1 protein-coding gene is annotated in these 1,249 nt (G+C 73.4%); it reads left to right on the top strand.

The window, feature by feature from the left end:
- The first annotated feature begins 1 nt into the window (after position 1).
- Positions 2–1,027: a sphingomyelin phosphodiesterase gene (gene sph, locus MCM47_RS41045; RefSeq protein ID WP_374209288.1), complete on the top strand. Its 1,026-nt coding sequence runs from the start codon at positions 2–4 to the stop codon at positions 1,025–1,027.
- Positions 1,028–1,249: the final 222 nt, after the last annotated feature.

Raw genomic sequence — 1,249 nt, 5'->3', positions numbered from 1 at the left:
CGTGGCCCAAGGCGCGTTCCCTGCGGGCATCCCACCCCCCCCCCCGCTTCGCCGCGGCCCGCGCCTGGCCGCCGCCGCTGCCGTCGCCGCGGGCCTGATCGCCCCGCTGGCCGTCGCCCCCACCGCCTCGGCCGCCACCGTGCCCGCCGGCTCGGTGCCCGCACTCAAGGTGCTGACGTACAACGTCTTCCTGATGAGCAAGAGCCTCTACCCCAACTGGGGCCAGGACCACCGCGCGAAGGCCATCGCCGCCGCGGACTTCTTCCAGGGGCAGGACGTCGTCGTTCTCCAGGAGGCCTTCGACAACGCCGCCTCCGACCTGCTCACCTCGCAGGCCTCGGCCGCCTACCCGTACCACACCCCGGTGGTCGGCCGCTCGACCAGCGGCTGGGACGCCACCGGCGGCAGCTACAGCTCCACCACGCCGGAGGACGGCGGGGTGACGCTGCTCAGCAGGTGGCCGATCCTGCGCAAGGAGCAGTACGTCTTCAAGGACGCCTGCGGGGCGGACTGGTGGTCGAACAAGGGCTTCGTCTACGCCGTGCTGGACGTCAACGGCGTGCGCACCCACGTGGTCGGCACCCACCTGCAGTCCACCGACACCGGGTGCTCCGCCGGCGAGCCGGCGGCCGTGCGGGCGGCGCAGCTCAGGGCGATGAAGTCGTTCATCGACGGCAAGAACATCCCGGCCGCCGAGCCGGTGGTCATCGCGGGCGACCTCAACATCGACTCGCACGACACCGAGTACCCGTCGCTGCTCGCCAACGCGGGCGTCGCGCCGGCCGACACCCGCAACGGCTGGGTCGACTCCTTCGACACCGTCGACAACTCGATCGCCGCCTACCGGTACCCCGGCGAGCCCAAGGAGGACCTGGACTACGTCCTCTACCGGACCGACCACGCCCGGCCGGCGAACTACACCAACACCGTGGTCCGCTTCCACAGCGCGCCGTGGACGGTGAGCAGCTGGGGCAGGAGCTACACCTACAACGACCTCTCCGACCACTACCCGGTGACGGCCGGCTAGGGCCGGACCGGGGCCTGCGGCCGGACCGGCCGGGTAGGGAAAGGGAACGGGGCGGCGCCGCTACCCGCCGCCCGTGAAGAGCCGGTACGCCGGTCCGAGGGCGTCCTCCAGGGGCCGCCCTCGGACGGTGATCCCGGAGGCGCCGAGCTCGGCGAGCGCGGTGCCGGGTGCGTGGCTGCCGGCGGCCGCCGGCGCGGTGGCTCCGGCGGCAGGCTCGGCGGG

The organism is Kitasatospora sp. A2-31 (genome assembly GCF_022288725.1).
GTDB lineage: Bacteria > Actinomycetota > Actinomycetes > Streptomycetales > Streptomycetaceae > Kitasatospora.
This window is presented reverse-complemented; position numbering and strand designations above follow the sequence as displayed.